This window comes from Pseudonocardia xinjiangensis, assembly GCF_012911925.1.
Taxonomy (GTDB): Bacteria; Actinomycetota; Actinomycetes; order Mycobacteriales; family Pseudonocardiaceae; genus Pseudonocardia; species Pseudonocardia xinjiangensis.
In genome coordinates, this window is record NZ_JAAXKY010000002.1 from 106916 (window position 1) to 131025 (window position 24110).

Here is a 24110-nt window from a genome sequence, read left to right on the forward strand (position 1 = left end):
CGGGCCTCGAAACGGCTGTCACCCGGTGGCTGTTCGGAACCTGTTGGTCCGAACAGGGCATGTGGGGGCGCGTGGCACTGGACACGAGGACTTCCAAGTGACGACAGCTGAGCAGGTGGTATCCCGCATCCTGCAGGACGTTCCACAGCCGATCTGGGTGGTCGACACCGACGGGCGCATCACGTTCGCCAACCCCGCGGCGGTCGCGGCATTGGGTTATCAGGACAACAGCGAGTTCCTCGGTAAGCCGAGCCACACGACCGTCCACTACTGCCCGCCCGACCGACCGGCGGGTGATGAGAACTGCGCCCTCCTCGCACCGGCGCGGACCGGCAGAGCTGCGCACGGTGAGAGCGAGCACTTCATCCGGCGCGACGGCTCACTGTTCCCGATCGCCTGGTGGTCCTCGCCGATCGACCTGCCGGCCGGTCGCGGTGTGGTCCTGGCGTTCACCGACATCACCGAACGCAGATGTGCTGAGCAGACAGATCGGGAGCGCGACGCGGCCACCATTCGTGCCGCGGAGGCCAAGGCGGCGCAGCGCCGCATCATGGAGCAGACCACGGAGATCCGCCGTCAGACTGCCCGGAACCTGCACGACGGGGCACAACAGCGGCTCGTCGCGTTGATGGTCAGTATGGAGCTCGCCCGCGGCGAGCTCGCCCCCGGAGACTCCGACCTGCGGGTGTTCCTCGACAGCGCCGTGACCGAGACCCAGAGCGCGATCGACGAGCTCCGCGAGCTGGTCGCCGGACTCCATCCACCGACGCTCCAGTGCTACGGGCTCATGGCTGCCGTCCAGGGACTCGCCGACCGGATGCCGATACCGAGCCGGATCACGAGCAACCTCGGGAAGCGAATGTCGGAGTCCGTCGAGGCGAGTGCGTACTACGCGGTTGCCGAGGCGATGGCGAACGCGGTGAAACACGCGCGGGCGAACCGCGTGACCGTCTCCGTGGAGTTCGACGGCAAGGCGCTCGACATCGGTGTCAGCGACGACGGGATCGGTGGTGCCCGGGTCGGTGCAGGTTCCGGGCTCGTCGGGCTCATCGACCGGATCGGCGCTCACGACGGCGCTGTCGAGGTGGACTCTCCGCCTGGCGGTGGCACCACCGTCCGGATCACGATCCCGGTGGATCCGGGGAGCGCGGGGAGGCGGAAACCGGTGAAACCCGGTGCTCACCCCTCTCGGGAGGCGTAGGGCGTCCGCTGGTTGCGGAGGTAGGCCAGCACGGCGAGCACGCGGCGGTGCTGGGTCCGGTCGGCCCTCTGCAGGCCGAGCTTGGTGAAGATCCCCGTGACGTGCCGCTCGACGGCCGGGACGGTCACGACCAGGCGCTCGGCGATCCCGGCATTGGTGTGGCCTTCGGCCATCAGAGTCAGGACCTCGTGCTCTCGACGAGTCAGCTGGGCGACCGGACCGGGCCCGCCGCGCCGGTTGACGAGTTGGGCGATCACGTCGGGATCCAGGGCGGATTCGCCGGCCGCGACACGGCGGACGGCGTCGAGCAGGGCCGCCGTGTCGGCGACCTTTTCCTTGAGGAGGTAGCCGGCTCCTTCGGGATGCGTGCCGATCAGCTCGAGCGCGTAGTCGGCGTCGAGGAACTGTGAGAGGAGGATGACCCCGATCTCCGGCTGTGCCGCGCGCAGTTCGAGGGCTGCTCGCAGGCCGTCGTCGTCGTGATCCGGGGGCATCTCGATGTCCGCCACCACGACGTCGGGCTTCAGATCCAGTGCTGACCGCCGCAGGTCGTCCGCGTTGTCGACGGCGTCGACCACGTCGACGCCGCCGTGTTCCAGGATCCGGACGATGCCCTCGCGGACGAGGGCGTTGTCCTCGCCGACGACGACCCGCAGTGCGGCCACTGCCTCAGCGTACGGAGGCCGGTACCGGCTGTCTGTGGGGTTCGCCCTACACCTGCCCTCGGGTGTGCATCGCTTCAATTCTGGTGGACACGCAATGGGCGCGAAAGGCTGCCGGCGCCACACTCGCCTGTACGGACGCGGTAGGGCATACCGGGACTCTCCGGGTCTATCTACCTTATCGCGCAGTCAGGCGCGAACGAGTGAAACGGCACGTCGGGGATTTGCGCGGACTGGAGATCCGGACCACCAGACGACCCCGCGTGATCCGACATTCGGACACGGACCCAAGGACGCCCATGACGACCCCACGAAGGCCCTACCGAGCCCTCCTCGTCCTCACCGCAGCCCCGCCGGACGACGCCCACGGCAACAAGCCCTGGTCCGTCTTGACGACGGAGGGCTGGACGGTGGACGTGACCTGCATCGGAGACCGGTCCCCGGGACCGCAGATCCCGCGGGCACCGGTCCGCGCAGCCCGGCTGGAGCAGCTCGATACCGCGGGCCAACCCGGTCTCGGAGATCACGACAGCGCCGACTCCGGCCAGGCCGATTGCGACTGCACCGACTACGACATCGTCTGTTTCGTCGACTCCCACACCACCACGTGGCTCTCGCCCCGGAGCCCCGACCTGTCGCTGCTCATGGGCCGGTTCTCCGAATACGGCGAGATCATCGCGGTTGTCCGGCCCGCCGCGTTCGACTTGCTCGAAGAATTCTGCCTGCGCGAGTGCTGACGCAGGCGCCCGGGCTTGTTGTTTCTCGGCGTGGCCGGCGGACTTCTCGAGCGCCGTCAGCGGGCCGCCGTCGTGATTTCGGGGGCATCTCGATGTCCGCCACCATGGCGTCGGGGGTCGACCACGTCGACGCCGCCGTGTTCCAGGATCCGGACGATGCCCTCGCGGACGAGGGCGTTGTCCTCGCCGACGACGACCCGCAGTGCGGCCACTGCCTCAGCGTACGGAGGCCGGTAGGGGCTGTCCGTGGGGTTCTCCCTACACCTGCCCTCGGGTGTGCATCGCTTCAATTCTGGTGGACACGCAATGGGCCCGAAAGGCTGCCGGCGCCACACTCGCCCGTACGGACGACATCCGGAAAGGACTCAGATGGACGGCACAACCGGGATACGTCGCAGGACGACCACCGATTGGTCCGAGGACTCCGACTCGGCGGCCCCGGCCTCACTTCGCGGGCGCGGGAATCTCTTGTTAGTCCGGCACCTCCCCAGTCCGAGATCCCCGGGGTCGGTCGATCGCCTTCTCGACCTCATGCTGATGCACGTACGCGAACATCTGGCCGATCCGCGTCTGCAGGTCGGGCAGCTGGCGCGGCGGCACCACGTCTCGGTCAGCCACGTGTACACCCTGTTCGAACGGATCGGGACCACGCCCGGTGCGTACGTGCGCGAGCAACGGCTGCTCGCGGCACAGGGGATGCTGTCCGACCCGCGGTACGCCCGGCTCAGCACCTCGGACATCGCGGCTGCGGTGGGGTTCGCCGAACCCAGGACGTTCCTGCGGGCGTTCCGGCGGCAGTACGCGACGACGCCAGGCAGCTGGCGCCGTGCGCATTGCCCCGGATCCGCTCCCGCATCCTCAAGAAAGAAATGCCGCCGAAGCCAGTTGGCAACAGGTCTGAACGCCTCGACGGAACGCCGCCGACAATTCACCGGAAGGAAGACAATTCAATGAGCAAACCCGTTCTGGAACCAGCGGCCCAGGAGATCGCCGACGCCACCTCGAAGCCGCCGTTGCTGTACGAGCTGGGCCCCGACGGCGCCCGGAAGGCGTTGGACGACATCCAGGCCGCGCCGATCGACAAGCCCGAGGTCGAGGAGAAGTGGATCACCGTGTCGGCCGAGGTCGGTGAGGTGCGGGTCCGCATCGTCAAGCCCGTCGGCGCGACGGGTGTGCTGCCGACAGTGCTCTACGTGCACGGCGGTGGCTGGATCCTGGGCAACGCCGGGACGCACGACCGGCTGGTCCGTGAGCTGGCCGTGGGAGCCGACGCGGCGCTCGTGTTCGTCGAGTACGACCGTTCGCCGGAGGCGCGGTATCCGGTGGCGATCGAGCAGGCCTACGCCACGGCCCGATGGATCACCCGCGAGGGTGCCGCGGAGGGGCTGGACGCGTCGAACCTCGTCGTGGCCGGTGACTCGGTCGGCGGCAACATGACTGCGGTGCTCGCGATCCTCGCGAAGCAGCGCGGCGACGTGACATTCCTGCACCAGTCGCTCTACTACCCCGTGACCGACGCGGGGCAGGACACCGAGAGCTACCGCACCTACGCCGACGGCCCGTACCTGACCGCCAAGGCGATGGCGTGGTTCTGGGACGCCTACCTGCCTGAGAAGGACAAGCGCGGTGACATCACCGCGTCACCGCTGCGCGCGAGCCTCGACGACCTCGCCGGCCTGCCACCGGCGTTCGTGATCGTGGACGAGAACGATGTGCTGCGTGACGAGGGCGAGGCCTACGCCCGCCGGCTCATCGAAGCCGGCGTGCCGACCACGAGCGTTCGTTACAACGGAACCATCCACGACTTCATGATGCTCAACCCCCTCCGCAGCACCAACGCGGTGACGGGGGCCGTCGAGCAGGCGATAGCGGTGCTGCGCAAGGCTCTCGGCCACTGACGGCACGAGTTTCGAGATACACGGCGCGGACGAGCCACAGCCCGTGTGGACAGCGCCCCACCGTGTCCAACGGTGTGCTGGTCGGAGGCCGTCCGAGGGGTGACGGTCTCCGGCACGGTCGTCCACGCCGGGTGCGGGGCCGGGCGGGTCTTCGCTCGGCATGACGGGGTCGAGATCACGCACGTGTTCGAGACTCATATTCACGGTGACTACGTCACCGGTGGTTACGCGCCGGCTCGCGCGGCCGGCGCGGAGTACCTGGTCAACGCCGAGGACCCGGTGTCCTTCGCGCGCACGCCTCTACGCGATGGCGATGACATCGACGTCGGACGGACGACCGTGCGCGTACTGCATACCCCCGGCCACACGTTCACCCACCTCTCCTACGCGGTGGCCGTGGACGGCGCACCGGTCGTGGTGTTCACCGGCGGTTCGCTTCTTCACGGCGCCGTCGGGCGTCCCGAGCTCGTCTGTCCCGAGCACGCGCGGGCGCTGGCACCCGCCCAGTGGAACTCCGTGCACAGGCTGGTGAACACCTTGCCCGAGTTTCACGCCGATCTATCCGACCCACGGCGTCGGCAGTGTCTGCCCAGCGGCGCCGCCGGGTCGGACGCTCGCCACGGCGCAGTTGCGCAGGCGCATCGACGCCGGCGAATGGGTCGTGGACCTGCGCGAGCACAGGGCGTTCGCAGCAGGGCATGTGGCCGGCAGCGCCAACGTCGAGCTCAACGAGCGACTCGCCACCTACCTGGGATGGCTCGTGCCCTGGAACGCCTCGGTAACCCTCCTGGGGGTTACCGAGGGTGAGGTCGATCAGGCCCAACGAGAGCTGGTGCGTATCGGTATCGAACGCCCCGTCGCCGTGGCCACTGGCGGCCCGCACGACTGGGCTGGTCTCGAACCGCTGGTCCGCTACCCGCGAGCGACCTTCCACGATCTCGCCGATGCGCTCGCCGGACCCGATCCGCCCACAGTCCTCGACGTCCGCCTGCCCTCCGAACGCATCGGCTGGCATATCCGCGGTTCGCTGCGCGTGCCGATTCCCGAGGTCCTCGGTCGCATCGACCAGATCCCCGAGCGCCCGCTGTGGATTCTCGGCCGCGGCCGTCAGGTCGGTGTCGCCGCCGCTCTGCTGCACGCCCACGGTCGCGACGTCACCGCGGTCGACGACGACTTCGCGAACGCAGCCGATGCCGGCCTTCCGCTGACCAATTCGGCGCGGCGCTGATGGGAAGTACGGCGTGCCGGATTGATGCCGGTCGAAGACCTGTGCGCGCCATGTCGCTCCCAGTGGCCTGATCGGAAGTCGGTCCGATACATGCTCGGGGCCGTGGAACATCACAGTACTGCTGTCGGCATCCCCGGCCAGCTGGTCGGAGTGGGCGTGTGGCTGCGCCGAGTCACCTCCCGGGACGTTTTCTCGTCGGCATGGGATAGTTCCTTTTCAAGGGTTGTGGAAGCAGATGTGGAGTGGCAACGTTTTGAATTCGTGAACGACATGTTAGGGCGTCGGCCCAGCGCGGAACACCTGTGGAATGCGGGCCCCGGACTCCGGGATTTCCGGATGACTGAATGTTCCGGCATGAGAGGAGACGCCCCTATCGCCGTGCAGATAAAGCGCCCGCAGGAACTGCGCGATCCCGGTCGATAGTCGCGTATGAAGGGCGATTCAGGCCGCGCTAGCGACGGCGGCTGGAGCGACCTCGATCGCGAGGATGGGCGTCAGCGCGCCGGAAGCGTCGGACGAACGAAGAGTCGCGCCAGGCTGATCGAGCCCAACACGAACAAGCACACCATGCCGTAGTCGAAAATGACGTGGCCCACCGCCGTGCACTCGCTGATGTTGCGGAAGATGGCGGGCGAGTGCGGCCATTCCCAGCGCCGCGCTCGACGGCGGTGAGCGAGCACACCCGGGTGTTGCCAGCGAGGGGGTCACAAGGCCGGAACCGCACCCTGCTCGCCCCGGAACTGAGCGGCCCGATCACCCGCTACCGGTTCGACATCACGCTACGGATCAGTGGTGAAACGATTTTCTTTCTCGTCTGACCAGGAGGGAGACCTCCTTCCGAGGAGTGTGATCCCGCATCTGTTCGAGCCTCCGCGCGGTCTGGTTGGACGTCTACTCGCTGACTATCGACACTTCGTAAGGACCACGATGATGCACTGGAGCGGCGACCCGTTCGACGCGGATCTGGAACTCTCCCGATTGCAGCGGGTAACGAGCAGAGTGGCAGGGGCAGGGGCAGCCAGGCTCGCGAAGAACTGCGCCGGCTTGTGGATCGACTACGAGTGTGCCGGTCGTCGAGCGTGATCTCGTCCCAGAGCGGGTTCCGTCGTCACGAGTTGGGTGAGTTCCTCAAGGCGCGGCGTCGGCAACTGGTGCGCGCTGAGCTGGGTCTGCCCCCCGTCTTGGGGAGGGGTGTTTCCCGGGTGCGCCGTGAGGAGGTTTCCTGCCTCTCTGGGGTGAGTGTCACCTGGTACACGTGGCTGGAGCAGGGCCGTCAGATCAAGCCGTCCCGGCAGGTGCTGGACGCGCTGGCCCGGACCCTGCGCCTGTCGCCCGCCGAGCACGGCTACATCCTGTCGCTGGCCGGGTACTCCGCCCCCCAGTCGATCCCCGAGCCGAGCGCTGAGGCTGCCCCGCCACACGTGCAGCGGTTGCTTGAGTCACTCGATGGGTTCCCGGCCTATGTGATCGCCCCACACTGGGCGATATGGGGTTGGAACGCGGCCTATACGGCCTTGTACCGGGACCTGGCGCGAGTTCCGCCGGCGGACCGAAATTTGCTGTGGTTGATCTTCACCGATCCATACCTGCGCGAGTTGATGCCGGACTGGGGGTTCATGAGTCGCCGTCACGTTGCCCAGTTCCGGGCCGAGGCCGGACCCCGGCTGGGCCATCCGTCGTTCTCCCGTCTGGTGCAGCGGCTTCTGCAGGCCAGTGAGGCGTTTCGCGCGGCCTGGGAGAGCCACGACATCGAGGGATTCGCCTCGCGGGAACGGCTCTTCCGACATCCGGTCGTCGGCGACCTTCATCTGGAGCACTACCGTCTGGCGCCATCGGATCATCCGCATCTGCGCCTGGTGATCTACACGCCGGTGCTCACCACCGACTCTCCGCAACGCCTGAGGCGCCTGGTCGGCGAGGAGTCCCACACGTGAGCCCACACGACGGACGCTCGAGGGAAGCGGGCGCTGCTGCTCAGCCCGATGGCGGAAGCTCCGGCCACACCAGGGCAGCTGATCCCCACGTGGCACCGCCGCCGAAGGCGGCGACTGCGAGCTTGTGGCCGGCCCGCAGGTCCCCGGCTGCCGCCGCTTCGGCCAGAGCGATCGGGATCGACGCGGCGGCCGTGTTGCCGACCCGGTCGAGGTTGACGAGGGTGCGTTCGGCGGGGATGCCGAGCCGGGCGGCGGTGGCCTCGAGGATGCGCCGGTTGGCCTGGTGGCCGACGAACCAGTCGACGTCCCGCACCGACCAGCCGACCCTGGAGAGCACGGTGGCGGTGGAGGCGGTCATGTGCGCGACCGCGTGCCGGTAGACGGCCTGGCCCTGCATCGCGAAGAAGCCGTCCGCGGGGTCCGCGCTGATGGGTTGCCTTGACCCGCCGCTGCGGACCTGGATCAGCTGCTGCAGGCCCCCGTCACTCCCGAGCTCGACGTCGAGGATGCCGCAGCCACCGGGCTCCGCCCGCAGCACGACCGCGCCCGCCCCGTCACCGAAGAGGAACGCGGTCGCCCGGTCCGCGGGGTCGACGATCGTCGAGAACGTGTCCACGCCGATCAGGAGGGCCGAGCCGGCTGCCCCGGACCGAAGCATGCCGGTGGTCACCGCGAGCCCGTAGACGAACCCGGAGCAGACGGCGTTCAGGTCGAACGCGGGAACCGCGCCGAGCCCGAGCCGGCTGCTCACCGCAGGTGCCGAGGCGGGGCAGGGATGGTCCGGCGTCGTGGTCGCGAGGACCACGAGGTCGACCGCCTGCATCCCGGCCGATGCCAGCGCTCTCGCTCCGGCCTCGACGGCGAGGTCCGATGTCGCCGTCCCGGGGTCGACGACGTGCCGCTGCCGGATGCCCGTGCGGGTCCTGATCCACTCGTCGGACGTGTCGAGGTGCTGGGCCAGCTCGGCGTTCGTGACCACTCGCGGGGGCAGGGCGTGGCCGATGCCGGCCACCACGACACCCTGCGCCGCCGTCTCGGGGGTGCCCGTCATCGTGCCCTCGTTCCGGCGTGATCTCGCGCAGCAGGCAGCGGGGCCGTCGCGCCGGGTCGCAGCACGGCGGCGAGGACGGCCGGCGCGAGGAGGGCCGCCGGCGGGTCCACCAGGTTGGCCACGCGCAGGAACGCCCGCGCGACGGCAGGACTGCGATGGGCGGCCAGCTGCACGCGGCGGACGTAGGTGTCCAGTACCCGTGCGAGCAGCGGCCGGGTGCCGTCGACCTCGGGAAGGGCGAGGTCGGACCGGGTGGCGATGTCCCACACCCTCCGGCAGACGGGCGCGAGCGCGCGATAGTAGCTCCCGGCGTCGAGGGGTCCGGGTGCGGCGAGCCACTCCCGCAGCACCAGCGCCTGCTGGGCGGCGAGCGACATGCCCTGCGCGTAGAGCGGGTTGACGCTGCACACGGCGTCCCCGATCGCCACGACGCCCGCCGCCGGCGCGGGCAGCCGGTCGTAGCGCCGCCACCGGGACCCGCGGAACCGGAAGGGCACCGGGTCGGTGACCGGCTCGGCGTCCGCGATGAGCTCTGCGATGTCGGGGACGGGCAGGGTCGCGGCCCACGCCGTGAACCCGGCGGCGTCGGCGGGTGGCGCGTCGCCGAGGATCCCCGCGAGGGTCACCTGCCACCGGTCACCCTCCACGGCGAGGGCTCCGCCGCCGCGGGAGCGAGGGATCGTGGACACGATGACGCTGAGCCGGCCGCCGAGCTGGTCCGTGCGCCGCCGGTAGAGCCGCGTGGCGTAGGCGAGGTCGACGTCGACGCGGTCCTCGACGGGTGCCGGTTCGCCCAGCGTGGTGAGCCAGGCCGGCAGCCGGGAGCTGCGGCCGGAGGCGTCGACGACCAGCCGGGCGTCGATCGTCTGCTCGCCGGTCGCCCGGCGTACCCGCACTCCTCCGACGGCTCCGTGGGGTCCGCGCACGAGCCCGACGGCGGTGGCAGGCGGCGCGAACGCGACGCCGGGCAGGGCTGCCGTGCGGGCCCGGAGCACCTGCTCGAGCAACGGCCGGGTGGACAGCACCGACCGCAGGCCGGTGGACGTGGCGTGGAGCCGGCGGCCGTGCAGGTACCAGCTCGTGTCGCGCAGCGGCTCGCCGTCCGCTGCGCCCGCCGCCACCAGCTCGTCGGTGAGGCCGGGGTGCAGCTCCTCGATGATCCGCCTGCCGCCGTCGAGCAGTCCGTGCAGGTGCGCCCCCTGCGGCACTCCGCGCCGCACCAGGCCGACCGTGGTGTCGCCGTCCCGCTCCACGATTGTCACGCCGTCGAACGCGCCGCTGAGCACTCGGGCCGACAGGAGCCCGGCGATCCCGGCGCCCAGCACCACGGCGTGGCCCCGTCCCGCCGCCGTCCTGGTCACGGGTACAGCCCCTCGACCTGCGCCCGGAACGCGTCCTCGATGACGTCGCGGCGCATCTTGAGTGTTGGTGTCAGGTGTCCGGCGGTGACGGTGAAGTCCTCCGTCAGGACCGCGAACCGGCGGATCGACTCGGCCCGCGACACGAGCTCGTTCGCGGCGTCGACGGCGCTCGTGAGCTCGGCGCGCAGCTCGGGATCGGCGACGAGCGAGGCCGGATCGGCGGCCCGGTGGTGGCGTCGCGCCCAGGCCAGCACCGCCGCGTGGTCCAGGGCCAGCAACGCGGTGACGTAGGGGCGGCCCTCGGCCACGACCATGGCGCTCGCGACGAGCGGGTGCAGCCGCAGCCGGTCCTCCAGCGGCACGGGCGCCACGTTCTTGCCGCCCGTGGTCACGAGGATCTCCTTGCGCCGCCCCGTGATCCGCAGGAACCCGTCGGGGTCGAGTGCGGCGAGGTCTCCGGTGTGGAGCCACCCGTCCTCGGCGGGCTGCGGGTCGGGCCAGTAACCGGGGGAGACCTGCCGGCCACGGACGAGCAGCTCGCCGTCCTCGGCGATCGCGACGGTCGTGCCCGGCACCGGGCGCCCCACCGTCCCGATCCGGTTGGTCGCGGGGATGTTGACCGACACGGCGGTGGCCGACTCCGTCAGCCCGTAGGCCTGCAGGACGGTGACACCGTGACCGGCGAAGAACTCGGCGATCGGTGCGTCGAGCCGGGCGCCCCCACAGATGACGTGGCGCAACGCCGTGCCGAGCATGGGGTGCCGGCCCGGAGGCCCGCCTGCCGCGACGATGCCCTTGCGCAGCTTCTCCAGCGCGTAGGGCACCACGGCGAGCCAGGTCGGCTCGAACGCGGCGAGCTGACCGACCATCTCCGGCACGCCGGGGGCGAGCGCGGTGCGGGAACCGCTGTAGAGGCCTGCCTGCAGGACGGTGCGTCCGAAGACATGGGCGAGCGGGAGCCCGACGATGGTCGCGGGCTGTCCTGCGTCCCGGTCGGCGAACAGTTCCGTGCAGTGCTCCACCACCGCAGCGGCGGCCGCGAACAGGTTGCGGTGGGTCAGGACGCAGCCCTTGGGCAGAGCCGTCGTGCCCGAGGTGTAGACGATGCTCGCGACGGAGGAGGCGCGCACCGCTGCCCGTGCCGCGGTGGGGTCGGCGGGTTCCACGGCCCCCCAGCCGCCGGGGTCGCGGTCCGGCTCGACGAGCCCGTCCAGCGAGAGCAGCGCGACGCCGCCGCGTACCTCGCCGGGAACATCGCCCTCCCGTCCGTCCTCGGCCAGGCAGGCGGTCGCCCCGCTGTCGGTGAGGATATGGCGCATCTGCGCGGGCGAGGACGTCGGGAAGATCGGCACGGTGATCAGGCCGACCAGCGCGGCGGCCAGGTCGGCGACCGCCCACGCGTAGCTCGTGCGGCCGAGGATCGCCACCCGGTCGCCGGGGCGCAGGCCCCGGCCGAGCAGCCGGGCCGCGGAGGCGGCGACGTCGTCGTGCAGCTGGGCCCAGGTCCGGTCCTCCCATCCGTCGGGCCCGAGCCGGGACAGCGCGACCGCATCAGGGTCGCGGGCGAGCCCGAGGTCGAGCAGGTGGGCCAGACCGACGTCGTCGGGCAGGTCGGGCCCGCCCGGGTTCGTGGAGGTCAGGGCGGCCGGGGCGGCCTGCACGGGAGTGCTCACTCCGGCCGCCTCAGACACCGAGCAGCTCGGGCGCGACGGCCAGCTCGCGCAGCCGCTCACGCGGACGCTCCACCAGCCGGCGCCGGGACAGGTCGAGCAGCCCGGAGACGCTGGTGACCTCGGCGGCGAGCACCCCGTCGGTCCGGGTCACGCGCTGGACGATGCGGGCGGTCTTGCGCTCGCCCCAGTGGAACTCGCAGCCGACGTCGACGACGTCTCCGTAGCGCAGCTCGTGCCGGTAGCTGATCGTGGTCTCCAGCATCGCGGGCATGACGCCCGCGGTGAGCAGGCGGTCGACCGTGAGCCCGGCCTCGGCCAGGCACTCCCAGCGGGCCTGCTCCGCGTACTGCATGTACACGGTGTGCGCGACGTGGCCGAGCGCGTCGATCTCGTAGCCGCGCACGGCGAAGCGGGACAGGTGAGGGTGCTCCGCACCGGCGAGCTTCTGCGGGGCGGCGGTCTCAGGGTCAGCGGTCATCGCGGGCCTCCGGTGGGAACGGCGAGGGTGCGGCAGGAGTCGACGAAGCGGACGAGCTCGTCGAGCGGATCCGTACGGACGTCGACGGCGCGGTCGATCACGGAGATGAGGTGCTCGTAGGCGTCGGTGTGGTCGTAGCGGGCCACGTCGGCGATCCGCAGGGCCCATCGCCAGTAGCCCCGGACCGTGCCGGCAAGGGGCATCCGGAAGTCGGCGATCACGTCGCGGACCGGCCCGGCGACGCGGTCGCCGTGCACACGCAGGTACCTGCTCACCACGTCGGCGAAGAACGTGAAGTGGCGGGCCTCGTCCCGCGAGAGCCGCGTGAGCAGGTCGGCGAGCACCGGATCGGCGACGTCCGCCCGCAGCTGCTGGTAGTAGATCTGGGTCGCCTTCTCCTGCACCAGCGCGTAGGTGAAGAACTGCACCGGGTGCTCGAACGGCAGGGTGAACGGCGCCCGGCCGTATCCGGTGAGGTCGGCGCGCAGCGCATCGCGCTCGCGCATCCCGGCCGCCCGCTGGTAGCGGGCCAGCGCGCGGGCGTGCGTGTCCTCCTCGGCGGCCCACCGCACCGTGAAGTGGTAGAGCTCGCGGTGGTGGGTGAAGACGGCGGGGTCGACGCGGGAGTCCAGCGGGAAGTGCCGGTGGTAGATGTCGAAGTAGCCGGGCAGGTGGTCCTCGATCACCGTGACGAACTCGACGGCCGAGCGCTGGCCGTCGGTCAGGCGGTCGGCGTCCGCCGATGCCCAGTCCAGGCTTCGTTCGGCGTCCCAGCGCCGCTCGGGCGGCAGGGCGGCGAGGAAGGTGTCCACCGCTTCGCCGAGCTGGTCGGTGGTGATCAGCTCCGCGCGCCAGCGCTCCGGCTCGTGATGCGCCGCGGCCGGCCGGTCCTCGACGGTCATCGCCCGTTCCGCAGCGTCAGGCCGTAGTGCTTCGTCGTGAAGCCCCATCCGGCGTTCGCGATCTCCAGGTAGTGGGTGAGCCGCGTGGCCAGGCCGTCCTCCAGCGCGTCCAGCCGGTCGGCCGCCGCGGCCACGTTCGCGATCCAGGCGTCGATGGTGCGCCGGTAGTGATCGGTGAGGTCGTCGACGGCCACCACCGCGAAGCCGGCGGTCTCCGCCGCCGCCACCAGCTCCGACAGCGGCCGCAGCCGGCCGTTGCCGAAGATCGTGTTCCGGACGTAGTCCGTGCCCGGACGGGCGTCGAACTCGGCCTGGACCGCCGGGGTGCGGAAGCAGCTCTCGGAGACGTAGAAGCGGCCACCGCGGCGCAGCATCCGGCGGGTGCGCGTGAACACCGCGGGCAGGTCGGTCATGTGGATCACGGACCCGAGTGCGGCCGCGGCGTCGAAGCTGCCGGCGGGCGCGTCGAACTCCTCGAACACGCCGTGGTGCACCCGGACCCGGTCGGCGAGCCCCCGCCCCGCCGCCGTGGCGACGATGTGGTCGCGCTGCCGGGCCGCGGGCGTGACTCCGGTGACCGTGCAGTCGTAGCGGCCCGCCAGGAACAGCGTGAGGGCGCCCCAGCCGCACCCGATGTCGAGCACGCGTCCGCCGTCGCTGATGCCGATCCGGTCGGCGACGAAGCGGAGCTTGTGCCGCTGCGCGGCGGCGAGGTCGTCGCCGTCCCGCAGGTACAGCCCGGAGCTGTACTTGCGCATCGGGTCGAGGAACTGCTCGAACACGGCGGGGTCGAGGTCGTAGTGCTGGTTCGTCGCGTGGGCGGGTCCCTCTGCCGCGACCGTCGCAGTCACGACGGGCCGCCATCGAGCGCGGCGGACACCACGTCACTGACCTGCTCGACGGTGCTGACCCCGAAGACGTCCTCGTCCTCCAGCTCGATGTCGTAGCGCTGCTCGATCTTCGCGATGATCCGCAGGACCTTGATCGAGTCGGCGCCCTCGACCGTTCGCAGGTCGGTGTCGGTGCGGAGGTCGGCAGCGGCGACCCCGAGCACCTCGGCGACGATCTCGACGACGGATCCGGTGATCTCGGCACGGGCGATTTCGGACGTGGTCATGTCGGGTCCTCTCCTCGGGGGCTGGTGCGGGGAAGCCCGGCGTCGTCGGCGGGCACCGGCCGGTAGCCGGCGGTGGCGGTGGCCATGAGCTCGCCGTGCACGTCACGGACCTCGGCCCGGCCGGCGATCGTCCCGTCCGGGGCACCGGTGATCCAGGCGTGGCAGCTGTAGCGGCCGCCGATGGCGACGACGCCGACGTAGCGCATGCGCAGGCTGGTGGTCACCGCCACCGTGCCGTGGCGCAGCACCACGAGATTGCCCATCGTCTCGTCGCAGACCAGCGCGACGATCCCGCCGTGCAGGACCCCCGGATAGGACTCGAAGCGCCGGTCCAGGCACAGGTCCGTGACGATGCCGCTGTCGCTGCCGGGGCGGAAGCGCAGCCCGAGACCGACGGGGTTGGCCGGCGCGCAGCCGAAGCAGTGGGAGTCGGCGCGACCGGCCCACGGCAGCGTCAGCTCGGCGCCGGGTGCGGCGAGATCCGTCATCCGAGAGCCCCCGCGAGCGCCCGGCGCACCTTGCCGTTGCTGCCCAGGTCGAGCCCGGTGAGGCTGCCGAAGGTCTTGCGGATCTTGGCCTGCAGCTCGTCCAGCTCGCCCTGGGCGGCCATGCGGTCGAGGAACAGCTGGAACCCGGTGTCGATCGTCTCGTGGCCGGACAGCGCGTCGAGACCCGACTTGAACACGCTCACCGGATGCTTGATCTTCTCGTCGGCGGTGTAGAAGTACAGCGTCTCCAGCACGGAGGCGAGCTCCTCGGGGTGCGCAGCGAGGCGAACGGCGGCGAAGTGCCGGAACTCGCGAGCATGCCCCGCCTCGTCCCGGCTGGCCCGCAGCAGCAGGTCGGCCAGCACCGGTTCCCGCACCCATGCCGACACCGAGCGGTACACGTGGTTGACGGTCAGTTCGGAGATGATGTTGGTGGCGAGCGTGGCCGACCGCGTGCTGCCGGGTTCGTAGGGCGCCCGCATGGCTGCCACCGCCCGCGAGTCCACGCTCTCCCCGACGGCCTGCAGATACGAGGTGAACCCGTAGTGGTGCTGCACCTCCTGGTATCCCCAGATCACCGCGAAGGCCGAGAAGTCGTAGTCGTCGATGAACTCGTTCATGAATCCGTGCACCGCTGCGATCACGTTCGACTCGCCCATCACGGCGCTCTTCACGAGCGTGATGTACTCCGGCCGCACAAGACCGCGGTCGATGTCGTCGAGCGCGATCTCGGAGAAGCGCCAATGGCTCCGGTCGTAGTGCCGGAACACTCCGAGGCTGTGCATCTCCTGCATCGTGGGGACGGTCTCGGTCGTCATCTCTTCACCGTGTCCTCGGTCCGGAGCGCGGCGCGCATATCGAGCCGGCGCAGTTTTCCGCTGGTGGTTCGGGGAATGGCGCGGGGCGCCACCAGATGAACGGCGATGCCGGCCGCGTCCGTCACAGCAGCCACCCGGGCGCGCAACCGCCGGACGAGCTCTGCCCTGAGGCCGTCGTCGGTGACGGTGGTCTCGGCGACGAGGACGATCCGCTCGCGGTCCGGCGATCCGTCGGCGAACGCGACGCATCGTCCCTTGTGGACGCCGGACACCTGCCGGGCCGCGTCCTCGACGTCGAGCGGGTACACGTTCCGCCCGGCGACCGTGATCATCTCCTTGAGGCGGCCGGTGAAGAACAGCTCGCCGTCGCGCAGGTAACCCAGGTCCCCGCTGCGCAGCCACCCGTCGGCGGTGAACAGGTCCCTGCCGTCGGCCCCGGCGAGGTAGCCGGTGGTCGACATCGCCCCGCGCAGCTGGATCTCGCCGACCACGCCGTCCGGCCGGACGCGCTCGCCGTCGGCGATGCGGACCTGCATGTCGGCGACAGCCCGTCCCAGCCCCACGAGACCACGGGCGCCCGGCGCCTCGGCCGCCACCGGGACGGCCTCGCCGTGTTCCGCGAGCGCGTCGCGGTCCACCCATTCGACCAGCGGGGCCCGGCCCGCCGGCGGCAGCGTGGCCACCAGCGTCACCTCGGCCATGCCGTAGGCGGGGACCATGGTCGGAGCCCGGAAACCGGCCGGAGCGAACCGCTCCAGGAACGCGGCCACCGATGCGGGCGACACCGCCTCCGCCCCGTTGAACGCCACCCGCCACGCCGACAGGTCCAGCCCGGCGGCATCCGCCGGCGGCACGGCCGCCAGCAGCGCGTCGTAGCCGAAGTTCGGCATCGTGGCGATCGTGCCCCTGACCTGGGCGAACTGCGCCAACCACCGCCCCGGGCGGCGAACGAAGCCGGCCGGGGACCACAGGTGCAGCGGGATCCCCCTGAACAGCCCGGTCAGCGCACCGAACAGGCCCATGTCGTGGAACAGGGGCAGCCACGAGCCGTGCACGTCGGCGGGCCCGAGCCGGATGCCGGCGGTGATGGCACGGGCGCAGTGCCAGACGTTGGCGTGGCTGAGCACGACTCCCTTGGGGTCGGCCGTGCTGCCGGACGTGAACTGGACGATCGCTGCTGACGAGGTGTCGACGGCCGAGGGTGCCGCGCCGTCGGGGACGTCCCGGGCGAGGAGCTCCCCGCTGTCGAGGACGGCCGGCCCGAGGTGGGCGAGCGCGGGGCGCATCCGGGCCGCGATGCGGTGGGAGAGCACGACGTGGGTCATCCCGGCGGCCTCGACCACCCGCTGGGTGCGGCGGACGTAGTCGGCGAGATCGGTGCCCATCGGCAGGGCGAGCGGCGCGGCGGCGGCCCCGGTGCGGACGATGCCGAAGAGGGACTGCAGGAACTCCGGGGCGTTCGGAGAGAGGATCCCGACCCGGTCTCCCGGCCGGACACCCCGCCGGGCCAGCGCGGCGGAAAGCCTCCGGGACGCCGTGGCCAGCTCGTCGTAGCGCAGCCGCTCGTCCTCGTCGGGGAAGTGCACCTGCTGCCCGGGATGCTGGGCGGCCACGATGTCCAGCGCGTCGTGCAGCGTCAGGGGGATGGTGCGGCCGGGGTCGCAGGGTGTCGTACCGGGCGTCGCCAGATATGGCGCTGTCGGCATCTCGTCCTCGCTGCTCGGGCTTGCTCGGGCGGTTCGCACGGCTTTTCCGCTGTCGAGCACACCGCCGATCGGCATATCGGTCAAGTGCGCCGCGCTCCAATTCATCGCCCCATCGCTGACGCCAATCGCCGATTGTTCACCGACGCCGTCCGCGCTCAGATTTCACGAGCGATTCACGATACGGACGAACACCCGTACACCGTGCTCGGGAGAAGCTGGTCGCCTCTTTGCAGCGCCGACCGCCGACGACGAGGAAGTGTGATGAGCGCTACTGCGAGTCCGCCCGTGTTCGATGCGTTCGCTCCCGAGCACCGAGCCGATCCCTATCCGCGCTACGCCATTGTGCGGGAGGCCGTTCCGTTCCTCGACAGCGGATTCGGCGTCGAGTTCGTGACCCGTCACGCCGAGTGCAGCGCAGTGCTGAGCGAGACGCTGTGGAGCCACCGCGACGAGGCCGAGCTCTTCCACCCCGACGCCGATCGCACCGACCTGCCCACGTCGTTCCTGTGGATGGACCCGCCCGACCACACACGGCTGCGGGGTCTCGTCAGCAAGGCCTTCACCCCGAAGCGGGTGGTCGAGCTGCGGCCGCGGATCCTCGAGCTGGTCACGGGCATGCTCGACGCCGTGCTGGCCGCGGACGAGGTGGAGGCCATCGAGGCGATCGCCTACCCGTTGCCGCTGATCGTCATCTGCGAGCTGCTCGGCGTGCCGGACGCCGACCAGGCCATGGTGCACCGGCTCGGGCCGGGGCTCGCCCGCGGCTTCGACCCCGACCCGGTGCTCTCCCCGGAGGAGCGCCGGGCGCGGGACGAGGGCTCCCGCGAGCTGATCGCCTACTTCCGCGCGCTGATCGCCGAGCGCCTGCGCGACCCGCGTAGCGACCTGGTGAGCGCGCTCGGTGCCGTCCACGAGCGGGGTGACACGCTCACCGAGCACGAGATGCTCACCACCTGCATCACGTTGCTCATCGCCGGGCACGAGACCACGGTCAACATGGTCGGCAACGGACTGCTCGCGCTGATGCGCAACCCTGGGCAGCTGGCCCTGCTGCGGGAGCGTCCCGAGCTCGCCGGGCCCGCTGTGGACGAGATCCTGCGGTACGACTCGCCGGTGCACATGACGACGCGCACCGCCCGCGAGGACCTCGTCGTCGGCGGCCGCACGTTCCGCGAAGGCGACAACGTCTGCGTCCTCGTCGGCTCCGCCAACCGTGACCCGCGCGCCTACGACCGGCCCGACGAGTTCGACGTGACCCGGTACGCGAGTGGCACCGCAACACCGCGGCACCTGGGCTTCGCACTCGGCATCCACTACTGCATGGGCGCGGCACTGGCCCGGCTGGAGGGAGAGGTCCTCCTGGCCGAGCTCGCGCGCCGGGTCCGCACGCTGGAGCAGGCGGGCGATCCGGTCTACCGGCCCAACCTGCTCATCCGCGGGCTGCGCGAGCTGCCGCTGCGGTTCACGGCCTGACGCAGGCCTGTGGTGCCGCTACGGGGCGGGGGCCCGGGCACCGGCGGCGGCCGTCAGGGCCACTGCATCGGTGTCGACGAGCACGGCGGCGTCGTCCAGCGGCTCGGCGGCGGCCACCACGGCGTCGGCGTAGACGTCGATCCGGCTCAGTGCCACCCCCGCCCGGCCGCGCGCCCGGCCGGGCGGGGACAGCAGCTCGGCGCGGTGCGCCGTGGCAGGCCCGATCCACACCGGCACCCCGGCCAGCGCGGAGGCCCCGGCGTGGTGGGTGTGCCCGCACACCACCATCCGCACGTCCGTGCCGGTGACGACGCGAGCCAGCCCCGCGGGGTCGCGCAGGTCGTTGCCGCGCATCGGGGCGAACGCGGTGGGCACCGGTGGGTGGTGCAGCACGAGCAGGGTGCCGAGCGGGGCCGGCTCGGCCAGCTCCACCGAGAGCCACGCGAGCTGCGCCGGTTCGAGGACGCCGTGGTGGTGGCCGGGCACCGTGCTGTCGAGCACCACGATCCGCAGCCCGCCGGTCCGCAGCACGTGGTCGTACGGCTCCGTGGTGGGTTCGGCGCCGAGCAGGCCGGCCCGCAGCGCGGCACGGTCGTCGTGGTTGCCCATCGCGTACACCAGCGGAGCGCCGAGCCGCCGCGCCGCAGGCTCGACGAGCGCCCGCAGCGCGCGGTACGCCGCCGGGTCCCCGCTGTCGGTCAGGTCGCCGGAGAGCACCAGGGCCGCCACGTCGACGTCCGCGCTCTCGACGACCTCCAGGGCGGCGGCCACCGCGGCGAGCGGGTCGACGCCTCCGCGCAGGCGCCGTCCGGGCGCCACGACGTGCAGGTCGCTGAGCTGGATCACGGTCGCGACGGGAGGAGCCCCGGCGTCGTTCACAGCCACGGTCCCGCTCACTTCAGCCCGGAGCGCACGAAGCCGTTGACGATCTGGCGCTGGAGCACGAGGTAGAGCACCAGCACCGGCAGGCATGCCATTCCGGCGGTGGCCATCATCGGTCCCCAGTCGTTGCCCTCGGTGCCCATGAAGCTGCGCAGCCCCAGTTGCAGCACCGCGTTGGAGCGCTGCAGCACGAGCGCGGGCCAGAAGTACTCGTTCCAGGCGTTGACGAAGAGCAGGATCCCGAGCGCCGCCAGCGCGGGCCGCAGGTTCGGCACGACCACCGTCCAGAGCGTCGACCAGGACCCGCGTCCGTCCAGCCGGGCGGCCTCGAGCAGCTCGGTGGGAAAGGCCTGCACGTGCTGGCGCAGCAGGATCACGCCGAGGGCGGTGCAGAGCGAGGGGAGCACGACCCCCGCGATCGTGTTGAGCACGCCGAGCTGGGAGAGCAGCACGTAGTTCGGCAGCATCGTCACCTGGAACGGGACGAGCCACGTCGCGACGAAGGCCAGGTAGAGCAGCGACTTGCCGCGGAACTCCCAGGCGGCGAACGCGTACGCGGCGAGCAGCCCGGTGAGCAGCTGACCGAGTGCGATCAGCACGGCCATCACCGTGGTGTTCAGCAGCAGCCCGCCGACGTCGAGGACCCGGAACGCGTCGACGTAGCTCTGCGCCGACAGCGGCCACGGCAGCGGCGCGAGCGAGTAGATGTCCTGCGGGGCGCGCAGCGAGGTCGCGTAGAGCCAGTAGATCGGGAAGGCGCAGAGCACTCCGAGCGTGCCGAGTGCCAGGTGTCCGACGACGGCGCGGGTGCGGGAGTGCGTGCCGACCGGCTCGTCTGCGGGCGCGGCCCGCTCGAGTGCGGCGGCGCGCCCGGCGATGACGGCCATGGGGCTCCTGTCAGTTGTCGTGGAAGGTGACCCGGTCCGAGAGCGCCACCAGTGCGGCGGCGATCACCCCGAAGCCGGCGAAGAAGATGACTCCGGCCGCCGCGCCCAGCCCCGCGTCGAACGAGTGGAAGCCGTAGTCCCAGAGCAGGTAGTAGACGTTGGTGGTGGCCCCGGCCGGACCGCCGTTGGTGAGCGTGTCGATCAGCGGGAAGCTCCACTGGGCCGACAGCAGCACGGTCATCAGCACCAGGAACACCAGCGTGGGGGAGAGCAGCGGCAGCGTGATCCAGCGGGTGACCTGCCCGGGGGTGGCGCCGTCGAGCGCGGCGGCACCCGCGTAGTCGTCGGAGATTCCGGCCAGGCCGGCGGCGACCACGAGCACCGCGAACCCGAGGACGTGCCAGCCGGTGATCACGATGATCGCGAGCTGGGCCGGGCCCGGTTCCTGCAGCCAGTTGGTGGTCGTCCCGAGGACCTGGTTGATCGCTCCGGAACGCGGGTCGAGCAGCCACTGCCACACCGCAGCGCCCGCCACCGGAGCGATGAGCAGCGGGGCGAACACGAGCGCCTGGTAGATCACGGCGGCCCGGCCCCGGACGCGCCTGGCCAGCAGCCCGACGGCCACCGGCACGACGACCGTGAACGGCAGCAGCCCGAGGACGAGCACCACCGTGCGCCATATCGACGTGCCGAACTCGGGCAGCGTGAACAGCCGCTCGTAGTTCTCGAACCCGACGGGGACCATCGGCGTGGTGGGCAGCAGGTTCCAGGAGAAGAACGACAGCTGCCCGGTCTGGACCAGCGGGCGGTAGACCCAGATCCCCAGCAGGACGAGTCCGGGCGCGAGGTACAGGTACGGGACCAGCGAGCGTCCCGCCCGGCGCAACCGCGCGGAGCGGGACGGCGGAGGGACGGCCCGCACCGCGACCGGCGCGGGCGCGTCCAGTTCGACGAACACCGCCTCAGCCGCCGGCGGGCAGGAGCGCGGCCTGCCGGTCGGCCGCGGCGGACAGCGTGGCCTGCGGGTCGGCGCCCTGGAGCACCACCTGCTCGACGGCCTGCATCATCCCGTCCCGGATCTGCAGGTAGTCGTTGCCGGGGAAGGACACCCACGGCTCCATGGGGTCCATCTGCTGCAGGTTGGTGCGGACGAGCGGGTTCTTCGCGGCCCAGTCCTGCAGCCCGGCGGGATCGTCGACGAGCCCGGTGCGCAGCGGCAGGTACCCGATCCTGCTCGAGATCTGGACGTAGGCCTCTTCGCTGGTCAGGAACCGGATGAGCTCCCACGCGGCGCGCTGCTTCGCCGGGTCGGCGGAGAGGACGAACAGCGCGGCTCCGGAGTTCGTGGGCACCACGGGCTTGCCCGTGAACGCGGGGACGCCGGTTCCGCGCAGCTCCCAGCCACCGCCCTGCGCCCCCTTGGTGAACGTGCCCTGCAGCGCGCTCGACTCGAGGATCATGCCGAGGTCGCCGCGCGCGAAGCCTTCCACGGCCTGCTGCTGGGTGAGCTTCGGCGCTGCGCCGGAGGTGACGAGGTCCTGCAGCATCGTGACGGCCTCGACCGCCGGGGGGTCGGCGAACTCCAGCCGGGTGCGGTCCTCGCTGATCACCCGGCCGCCGTTCGAACGGATCACGCTCTGCAGGCACCAGTCCTTCGCCGTCTCGGTGACGCAGTCGACGTAGGCGCCGTCCTTGCCGGTGGCCTGGGCGATGCGCTGTCCGGCGGCCTTCACCTCGTCCCACGTGGTGGGCGGGGTGGCCGGGTCGAGTCCGGCCTGCCGGAAGAGGCCGGCGTTGTAGAACAGGACCGGGGTGGAGAACACGAACGGGATGCCGTAGGTCTTGCCGTTGTAGTCGCCGAGCGTGCGCGCCTTCGGGGCGAAGGGGTGCCCGTCCTCGTAGTTGGCCGCCACGGCGTCGGCTCCGACCAGGTCGTCGAGCGGCTTGGCACCGAGCTGGTTGACGGTGAAGTCCAGGTCGCTGAAGCCGAGCTGCGCCACGTCGGGCGGGGCGCCCGTGGCCAGCTGGGCCTGCACGCTCGAGACGGTGTCGTTGGCCGGGTTCGAGCTGTTGCCCTGCGGCTTCTGGGCCGTCACGGTGATGGTGGGGTGCTGCTGGTGGAAGGTGTCGAGCAGGGCGGTGAACGTGTCGCTCCAGGCGCCGGCCTGACCGAAGTTGTAGCTCTCCAGCACGATCGACACCTCCTGGCCGGGCGCGAGCTCCGGGGCCCTCGCCACGGCTGATGCCGTCGGGGCCGCAGGGGCGGTGCTGCCCAGGCCGCAGGCCGTCAGCGCCAGCGCCGCGGCGGCGGCGGCAGCCGGCAGGGCGAGTGATCTCTTCACGGGGGTTGTGCTCCTCAGCTGGGTGAGACGGCGGACAGATCGGGGACGTGCGTGGACACGGCAGCGGTGCCGGCCGAAGCGGGACGCCGGACGAGCCGGCGGCCGCTGGCCGGATCGAAGAGGTGCACGCGCTCGGGCGCGGTCGTGAGGGTCACCGGATCGCCCGCCGCGAGCCCGAGCGGTCGGGGGCCGCGCACCGGCAGCCGGGCGTCGCCGACCAGGCAGTGCGCCACCTCCTCGCTGCCGAGGTTCTCCACCAGCCGGACGGTGCCGCGCAGCAGCGCGGCACCGGGCCGGGGCGCTGCGGTGGGTTCGACGAGGAGGAGGTGTTCGGCGCGGATGCCGAGGACGACCTCGCGGCCTGCGTCCTCCGGGTCCGGCCCACCGAGTGGGATGTCGACGTCGGGGGCCAGCACCCGCAGGCTCCCCTCGACGTGTTCGATCCGCCCGGGCAGCAGACCCATGGCGGGCGAGCCGAGGAACCCGGCGACGAAGACGGACGCGGGCTCGTCGTAGACCTGCGCCGCCGTGCCGACCTGCTCCAGCCGTCCCGCGTTCAGCACCGCGATCCGGGTGGCCATGGTCATCGCCTCCACCTGGTCGTGGGTGACGTGCACGAACGTCGAGCCCAGCCGGCGGTGCAGCTCCGTGAGCTCGGCGCGGGTCGCGGTCCGCAGCGTGGCGTCCAAGTTGGACAGCGGCTCGTCGAGCAGGAAGGCCCCGGGATCGCGGACCAGTGCCCGCGCCAGCGCCACCCGCTGGCGTTGGCCGCCGGAGAGCTCACGCGGCCTGCGGTGCAGCAGTTCCTCGAGCCCGAGGACGCGTGCGACGGTCTCGGTGCGGGAGGCGACCTCGGGTCGTGGACGGCGCCGGGCCCGGAGCGGGAAGCCGATGTTGCGGGCGACGGTCAGGTGCGGGTACAGCGCGTAGCTCTGGAACACCATGGCGAGGTCACGGTCGCGGGGCGGGGTGGCCGTGATGTCGCGACCGTCGAGCAGGATCCGGCCCGCCGACGGCGGGGTCAGTCCCGCGAGCATCCGCAGCAGCGTCGACTTGCCACAGCCACTGGGCCCGAGGAGAACGAGAAAGTCACCGTCGGGGACATCGAGGTCGACGTGGTCGACGGCGGTGACGGCGCCGAAGCGGCGGGTCAGCCCTTCGATCTGGATCCGACTCACGGGCGGGACGTCCTTCCTGGCCGACCGGCGCACCCCGAGATCGCGGTGCGCGCGGCGGGATGCCAGCACGGCTGCGTGGAGGCGAGGTGAACGC

25 protein-coding genes are annotated in these 24110 nt (G+C 71.4%); 8 read left to right on the plus strand and 17 right to left on the minus strand.

What is annotated here, in order from left to right:
- Window positions 1-97: 97 nt before the first annotated feature.
- Window positions 98-1201, plus strand: coding sequence for a PAS domain-containing sensor histidine kinase (locus HF577_RS01590; RefSeq protein ID WP_312858882.1), 1104 nt, complete (start codon window positions 98-100; stop codon window positions 1199-1201).
- Here HF577_RS01590 and HF577_RS01595 read toward each other — a convergent pair.
- Complete coding sequence (locus tag HF577_RS01595; RefSeq protein WP_211173655.1) at window positions 1180-1857, minus strand: response regulator transcription factor; 678 nt, start codon at window positions 1855-1857, stop codon at window positions 1180-1182. The two genes, HF577_RS01590 and HF577_RS01595, sit on opposite strands and share 22 nt — an antisense overlap.
- A 305-nt stretch (window positions 1858-2162) precedes the next feature.
- On the opposite strand from HF577_RS01595, the gene HF577_RS01600 reads away from it, so the two are divergent.
- Window positions 2163-2600, plus strand: a complete 438-nt coding sequence (locus HF577_RS01600) for a hypothetical protein (protein WP_169393873.1) — start codon at window positions 2163-2165, stop codon at window positions 2598-2600.
- Window positions 2601-2656: 56 nt separating this feature from the next.
- Here HF577_RS01600 and HF577_RS01605 read toward each other — a convergent pair whose 3' ends face one another.
- Window positions 2657-2812 carry a hypothetical protein gene (locus HF577_RS01605; protein ID WP_169393874.1) on the minus strand — a complete coding sequence of 52 codons (156 nt, stop codon included), beginning with the start codon at window positions 2810-2812 and terminating at the stop codon, window positions 2657-2659.
- Window positions 2813-3131: 319 nt separating this feature from the next.
- On the opposite strand from HF577_RS01605, the gene HF577_RS01610 reads away from it, so the two are divergent.
- The 5 genes from HF577_RS01610 to HF577_RS01630 all read left to right on the plus strand — a co-directional run bounded on the left by HF577_RS01610 (window position 3132) and on the right by HF577_RS01630 (window position 7660).
- Window positions 3132-3554, plus strand: a complete 423-nt coding sequence (locus HF577_RS01610) for a helix-turn-helix domain-containing protein (RefSeq protein WP_169393875.1) — start codon at window positions 3132-3134, stop codon at window positions 3552-3554.
- Complete coding sequence (locus tag HF577_RS01615; protein WP_169393876.1) at window positions 3551-4498, plus strand: alpha/beta hydrolase; 948 nt, start codon at window positions 3551-3553, stop codon at window positions 4496-4498. The genes HF577_RS01610 and HF577_RS01615 overlap by 4 nt, the downstream gene beginning before the upstream one ends.
- A 628-nt stretch (window positions 4499-5126) precedes the next feature.
- Window positions 5127-5726 carry a rhodanese-like domain-containing protein gene (locus HF577_RS01620; protein ID WP_344017177.1) on the plus strand — a complete coding sequence of 200 codons (600 nt, stop codon included), beginning with the start codon at window positions 5127-5129 and terminating at the stop codon, window positions 5724-5726.
- 668 nt (window positions 5727-6394) lie between these two features.
- Complete coding sequence (locus tag HF577_RS01625) at window positions 6395-6544, plus strand: hypothetical protein (RefSeq protein WP_169393878.1); 150 nt, start codon at window positions 6395-6397, stop codon at window positions 6542-6544.
- Window positions 6545-6805: 261 nt separating this feature from the next.
- On the plus strand, window positions 6806-7660 hold the full coding sequence (locus tag HF577_RS01630; protein WP_312858883.1) for a helix-turn-helix transcriptional regulator: 855 nt from the start codon (window positions 6806-6808) through the stop codon (window positions 7658-7660).
- A 40-nt stretch (window positions 7661-7700) separates the two neighbouring features.
- Here HF577_RS01630 and HF577_RS01635 read toward each other — a convergent pair whose 3' ends face one another.
- The 10 genes from HF577_RS01635 to HF577_RS01680 are packed head-to-tail and all read right to left on the minus strand — an operon-like array spanning window position 7701 to window position 17254.
- Window positions 7701-8711, minus strand: coding sequence for a beta-ketoacyl-ACP synthase III (locus HF577_RS01635; protein WP_169393879.1), 1011 nt, complete (start codon window positions 8709-8711; stop codon window positions 7701-7703).
- Complete coding sequence (locus HF577_RS01640) at window positions 8708-10072, minus strand: FAD-dependent oxidoreductase (protein ID WP_169393880.1); 1365 nt, start codon at window positions 10070-10072, stop codon at window positions 8708-8710. Before HF577_RS01640 ends, HF577_RS01635 begins: the two co-directional genes overlap by 4 nt.
- Window positions 10069-11745: an AMP-dependent synthetase/ligase gene (locus HF577_RS01645; protein WP_211173643.1), complete on the minus strand. Its 1677-nt coding sequence runs from the start codon at window positions 11743-11745 to the stop codon at window positions 10069-10071. The genes HF577_RS01640 and HF577_RS01645 overlap by 4 nt, the downstream gene beginning before the upstream one ends.
- A gap of 10 nt (window positions 11746-11755) precedes the next feature.
- Window positions 11756-12223: an acyl-CoA thioesterase gene (locus HF577_RS01650; RefSeq protein WP_169393881.1), complete on the minus strand. Its 468-nt coding sequence runs from the start codon at window positions 12221-12223 to the stop codon at window positions 11756-11758.
- The gene (locus tag HF577_RS01655; protein WP_169393882.1) at window positions 12220-13125 is read right to left on the minus strand and encodes an acyl-ACP desaturase; all 906 of its coding nucleotides are present in this window, start codon (window positions 13123-13125) and stop codon (window positions 12220-12222) included. The genes HF577_RS01650 and HF577_RS01655 overlap by 4 nt, the downstream gene beginning before the upstream one ends.
- On the minus strand, window positions 13122-13976 hold the full coding sequence (locus HF577_RS01660) for an SAM-dependent methyltransferase (protein ID WP_169393883.1): 855 nt from the start codon (window positions 13974-13976) through the stop codon (window positions 13122-13124). Before HF577_RS01660 ends, HF577_RS01655 begins: the two co-directional genes overlap by 4 nt.
- The gene (locus tag HF577_RS01665; protein WP_169393884.1) at window positions 13973-14242 is read right to left on the minus strand and encodes an acyl carrier protein; all 270 of its coding nucleotides are present in this window, start codon (window positions 14240-14242) and stop codon (window positions 13973-13975) included. Before HF577_RS01665 ends, HF577_RS01660 begins: the two co-directional genes overlap by 4 nt.
- Window positions 14239-14730: a PaaI family thioesterase gene (locus tag HF577_RS01670; protein ID WP_169393885.1), complete on the minus strand. Its 492-nt coding sequence runs from the start codon at window positions 14728-14730 to the stop codon at window positions 14239-14241. The genes HF577_RS01665 and HF577_RS01670 overlap by 4 nt, the downstream gene beginning before the upstream one ends.
- Entirely contained in the window at window positions 14727-15548 is an 822-nt protein-coding gene (locus tag HF577_RS01675) for a ferritin-like domain-containing protein (RefSeq protein ID WP_246265324.1), read from the minus strand. Before HF577_RS01675 ends, HF577_RS01670 begins: the two co-directional genes overlap by 4 nt.
- The gene (locus tag HF577_RS01680) at window positions 15545-17254 is read right to left on the minus strand and encodes an AMP-binding protein (RefSeq protein WP_169393886.1); all 1710 of its coding nucleotides are present in this window, start codon (window positions 17252-17254) and stop codon (window positions 15545-15547) included. Before HF577_RS01680 ends, HF577_RS01675 begins: the two co-directional genes overlap by 4 nt.
- Window positions 17255-17515: 261 nt before the next feature.
- On the opposite strand from HF577_RS01680, the gene HF577_RS01685 reads away from it, so the two are divergent.
- Complete coding sequence (locus HF577_RS01685) at window positions 17516-18727, plus strand: cytochrome P450 (protein WP_169393887.1); 1212 nt, start codon at window positions 17516-17518, stop codon at window positions 18725-18727.
- An 18-nt stretch (window positions 18728-18745) separates the two neighbouring features.
- Here the strand turns inward: HF577_RS01685 and HF577_RS01690 are convergent, their stop codons facing one another.
- Genes HF577_RS01690 through HF577_RS01710 form a run of 5 tightly spaced genes read right to left on the minus strand, consistent with a single transcriptional unit; the run spans window position 18746 to window position 24016 of the window.
- Window positions 18746-19612 carry a metallophosphoesterase gene (locus HF577_RS01690; RefSeq protein ID WP_312858884.1) on the minus strand — a complete coding sequence of 289 codons (867 nt, stop codon included), beginning with the start codon at window positions 19610-19612 and terminating at the stop codon, window positions 18746-18748.
- Between the two features lie 8 nt (window positions 19613-19620).
- Complete coding sequence (locus HF577_RS01695) at window positions 19621-20496, minus strand: carbohydrate ABC transporter permease (protein ID WP_169393889.1); 876 nt, start codon at window positions 20494-20496, stop codon at window positions 19621-19623.
- 10 nt (window positions 20497-20506) lie between these two features.
- Window positions 20507-21454, minus strand: coding sequence for a carbohydrate ABC transporter permease (locus HF577_RS01700; RefSeq protein ID WP_312858885.1), 948 nt, complete (start codon window positions 21452-21454; stop codon window positions 20507-20509).
- Window positions 21455-21458: 4 nt separating this feature from the next.
- Window positions 21459-22838: an ABC transporter substrate-binding protein gene (locus HF577_RS01705; RefSeq protein ID WP_169393890.1), complete on the minus strand. Its 1380-nt coding sequence runs from the start codon at window positions 22836-22838 to the stop codon at window positions 21459-21461.
- Between the two features lie 14 nt (window positions 22839-22852).
- Window positions 22853-24016, minus strand: coding sequence for an ABC transporter ATP-binding protein (locus HF577_RS01710; protein ID WP_169393891.1), 1164 nt, complete (start codon window positions 24014-24016; stop codon window positions 22853-22855).
- Window positions 24017-24110 lie beyond the last annotated feature (94 nt).